The sequence below is a fragment of the Hyphomicrobium sp. genome (assembly GCF_035572195.1).
Lineage (GTDB): Bacteria > Pseudomonadota > Alphaproteobacteria > Rhizobiales > Hyphomicrobiaceae > Hyphomicrobium_B.
In genome coordinates, this window is record NZ_DATNBA010000147.1 from 1 (window position 1) to 3,902 (window position 3,902).

4 protein-coding genes are annotated in these 3,902 nt (G+C 61.3%); all 4 read left to right on the top strand.

Annotated elements, in window-relative coordinates:
* The coding region (locus VN623_RS12475; RefSeq protein ID WP_325571356.1) for a nicotinate-nucleotide--dimethylbenzimidazole phosphoribosyltransferase at positions 1-579 on the top strand (579 nt) is incomplete at its 5' end.
* Positions 576-1,343: an adenosylcobinamide-GDP ribazoletransferase gene (gene cobS, locus VN623_RS12480; protein WP_325571358.1), complete on the top strand. Its 768-nt coding sequence runs from the start codon at positions 576-578 to the stop codon at positions 1,341-1,343. The genes VN623_RS12475 and cobS, both read left to right, overlap by 4 nt.
* Before the next feature lie 123 nt (positions 1,344-1,466).
* Complete coding sequence (locus tag VN623_RS12485) at positions 1,467-2,405, top strand: cupin-like domain-containing protein (protein ID WP_325571360.1); 939 nt, start codon at positions 1,467-1,469, stop codon at positions 2,403-2,405.
* A 40-nt stretch (positions 2,406-2,445) separates the two neighbouring features.
* Positions 2,446-3,642, top strand: coding sequence for a GNAT family N-acetyltransferase (locus tag VN623_RS12490; protein ID WP_325571362.1), 1,197 nt, complete (start codon positions 2,446-2,448; stop codon positions 3,640-3,642).
* Positions 3,643-3,902: the final 260 nt, after the last annotated feature.

Consider the following 3,902-nt stretch of genomic DNA (forward strand, 5'->3'; position numbering starts at 1 on the left):
GCGCTGTTGGGCCAGCAGCATGTCGATATCGTCGGCTACGGCGAGATCGGCATTGGTAACACCAGCGCCGCCGCTCTCGTTGCGCATGTATTGACCGGCATCGATCTCGCGACCCTCGTCGGGCCCGGCGCGGGGGCACCGCCTCTTGGCCTCGATCACAAGCGTCTCGTGCTGTCGGAAGTGCTGGCCCGTGCATCGATCAACGAGGCTGATCCGGCAGCGCGAACATTCGAAGCGCTCAGGCAATTCGGCGGATTTGAAATCGCCATGATGGCGGGCGCGATGACGGCCGCCGCCGCGGCAGGGCGCATCATCGTCGTTGACGGATTCATCTCGACGGCCGCCGCGATTGCAGCGTCGGGCTTGAAACCGGAAACGTTCGACAATTGCGTCTTTGCGCATTGTTCGGCCGAGCCTGGGCACACGGCACTCCTGGCGTTTCTCGGCGCGAAACCCCTACTCGAACTCGAGATGCGGCTCGGCGAGGGCACAGGCGCGGCGCTGGCGATCCCGCTGGTCCGCGCAGCCGAGCTCATGTTGCGCGACATGGCCGATCTTCCGGGCGAGCACCCGCTATGATCGCGCGCGAAGCGCGGTTGTTTCTCATCGCGCTGCAATTCCTGACTCGCATTCCGATCGGAACCGTCGAAGCGTGGCCATCCGATTGGTTGGCGCGCGCCGCAAAATATATGCCGCTGGTTGGCGCCTTGATCGGCGCTATCGCCGGCGCCGCGCTGCTGGCCACGGCATTGATTTTCCCGGAACCGCTGCCGGTCGTCATTGGCCTTGCGACGGCGATTGTATTGACCGGAGCGCTGCACGAAGACGGCCTCGCCGACACGGTCGATGCTTTCGGCGGTGGGAAAACGCGCGACCGTTGTCTCGAAATCATGAAGGACAGCCGGATTGGGACATATGGGACGATCGCCCTCATCGTCGCGCTGGCGCTCAAGGGCGCCGCGCTTTTGACGTTGGATCCGTTGTCCGCCGTTTGTGTTTTCATCGCCGCACACGCCGGTGCCCGCCTCGCGGCCGTGCTGACGATCTGGGCGCTGAGCTATGCAGGCGACGGCAGCGCCAAGGTCAGTCGGCCCGCGTCGGAGTTGACGTTGCCGGAACTCACAACTGCAATCGTATTTGGGTTAATGCCGGGGTTTCTGGTCTTGAAGCCCGCCATATTTCTCATTTCGGCGGCTTTTGCCTTTATTGCGGCCGCCTCAATGGCGCTGATGGCCAAGCGGCGGATCGGCGGATATACCGGCGACGTACTGGGGGCGATCGAACAGGTCTATGAGACGACCTTTTTCATATTCGCGGCGGCCGTAATTGCCGGTCCAGGTTAATTTTCTTAACGAAGTTGGCCGCCGCCATTTCCGGGCGCTTATTTGACGCCGTTCAGTTCTGCACGATACTTGCATCGTGGGGCCACAATGTTTTTCAGGGCCAACACGGACGGGGTACTGCGAATGTCTGAGCCGATCTTCAAGAATTGGACGAGCGATGTAACGGCGAGTTGGGGCAAGGCTCCCTTAAGCATGGAGCACCGCCTGCACGAACATCCGCTCTTCACACTTGAAGCCATCGAGCAGCTGATCGAGACCTACCCGCGTGAACACTACGCGCTGGTGCACATGGGCGCGCAAGGCTCATCGAAGCAGAGCTGGCGCGAAGGCGATATCGGCAAGTTGACGGGCAAGCAGGTCATCGAAGCGATCGGGCAGGGCCGGATGTGGATTCATCTTTTCCGCGTCGGGCAGGTCGACAAGCGATACGGCAAGCTACTCGATGATATCTTCGCCGAAATCGATCGCAATCTCGGCGGCTATGAAACCTTTACGCGCCTCAACGGCATCATCATTTCATCGCCCAACGCCCAGGTTTATTACCACTTCGATTCAGCCGGTCAGTCGCTTTGGCAGATCCGCGGCAAGAAACGCGTCTATCTCTATCCGCCGGAGGCGCCGTTCCTGACGAACGAAAGCCTGGAATACGTGGCGATGTATGCGAACGAGATCGGTATCAAATATGATCCGTCGTTCGAGGATCATGCGAAGTCGTTCGTTCTCGAACCCGGTCAGATGATGCATTGGCCGCTCTATTCACCACACCGCGTCGAGAACCTCGACTGCGTCAACATTTCGATGACGACGGAATACTGGACCGAAGACATCCGCCGCCGTCAGATGGTCAATCTGGCCAACGGTATTTTGCGCTCGAAACTCGGGGTCACGCCGCAGAGCACCGCGACGTCCGGTGCCACGTTCTGGGCAAAGGCCGCGTTGCAGGCCGGTGTGCGCCGGTCCGGGCTTCTCAAAAAGCAACAGAAGGCCAAGCGGCCGATCGAGTTCAAGCTCGATCCAAAGCGTCCAGGCGCCATCATCGATCTGGCGGCGGCGGCCGAGTAGCAATAAGCTATGTCACGTAGCGCCTTTGAAGTGTATGCGTATGGCGACGGCGGAAGTGGGGAACGGCGCAGTACTGGACGTCGCGGGCCGGATTGGACCGCGGCGATCCCTCTGGCGTGGCACCCGTTTCATTACGGAAGTCTTTGACGGTGCCGATGATGCTCTTGCGGCGCTTGAAGCCGTGCAAGGAGGTCTGACCTCGACGGGCTTCCAGACGCTCGACTGGCTGACCGTGCTTTACGAGGAACTGGCACCTTCGCAGCACGCGATGCCGCGTCTCCTCTTCGTGACCGAACGCAATACCGGCGAGATCGCGCTGATCCTGCCGCTCGTCATCAGGAAAAAGCGGACGCTGAAGGTCGCGCACTTTGCCGATCTCGGCGTCTCCGACTACGGCGGTCCGATCCTTGGTCCGGCTCTGCTGAAAAAGGGCCGCTCGATCCGCCGCGCCTGGCGCGCCATTCGCCAAGCGTTGCGTGACGTCGATCTCATCCGCCTCGAGCGCATGCCGGCGCAAATCGGTGGACGGCCCAATCCGCTCATCACGCGCTCCGGCATCACGCCGGCTCGCCACTCCGGCAACGTGCTCGTCGTTCCCGAAACGGTCGAAGACTACGTGCGCTCGCGCGGCAAAAAATTCCGCAAGGAAATCGAACGCTGTCATCGGCTGTGGGAGAAAGAGGGCGCACCGCGCTTCTATCGCGCCACGACGCCGGAAGAGATCGCACGCGTCTATTCCGTGCTCGAAGAACAGCAGTCGGCGCGGCACGCGGCTCTCGGCAGCAAATACGTCCTCGATGAACCGGCCTATCGCGCCTTTTACGAACGCTTGGCGATGGACGGTTCGGATGCGGAGCTTGCCGCGCTATTTGCGGTCGAAGCGCAGGGCGAAATCGTTGCCGCGCTCTTCGGCATCGTCCATGACGGCGCATTCACGCTGCTGCGCATTTCGACGGCAGGACAAGTCGGCAGCCATCTTTCGCCGGGGCGGCTCGTCGTTGTCGAAGCGATGAAGTATTTCGTGGCGCGCGGCGTACGGCACTTCGACATGGGCATCGGCGACTATCCGTTCAAACGCGGGTTCGGCGTCGAAGACGTGCCGCTTTACGATTTGATCGTTGCCCGCGATCTCTCCGCCGTGCCACGCGCGCTGTTCCACCGTCTGAAAGGCCGGCTGCGCCAGAACAAGCTGGCTCGCGCCGTTTACCAGCGTTGGAAGCCCGTTTTGAAACGCTAAACTGCGGCCGTGAACCCGACTTTCGCGCCACGGGCCGATCCGATATAAGGCGGGCTCGCCTGTCGCGCCCCTCGGGTGTCTCGGCAACTTTTCTTTTGCAACCGGTCCCCGTTCGCCCTCATGTCCCAAGGCAATACAACTCCGCGCCCTCAAGCACGTATCGCGAAGGGTTTTCGCGACATCGAGGCTGCAGAGCTCAGCGGCCTCAATGAAATGCTCACCAAGATCCGTGGCGTTTACGAGCGCTACGGCTTCGAAGC

What these genes read in the sequence shown, in the direction of transcription:
- cobS (WP_325571358.1), top strand. Translation starts at nt 576, where the DNA reads ATGATCGCGCGCGAAGCGCGGTTGTTTCTCATCGCGCTGCAATTCCTG.
- VN623_RS12485 (WP_325571360.1), top strand. Translation starts at nt 1,467, where the DNA reads ATGTCTGAGCCGATCTTCAAGAATTGGACGAGCGATGTAACGGCGAGT.
- VN623_RS12490 (WP_325571362.1), top strand. Translation starts at nt 2,446, where the DNA reads ATGGCGACGGCGGAAGTGGGGAACGGCGCAGTACTGGACGTCGCGGGC.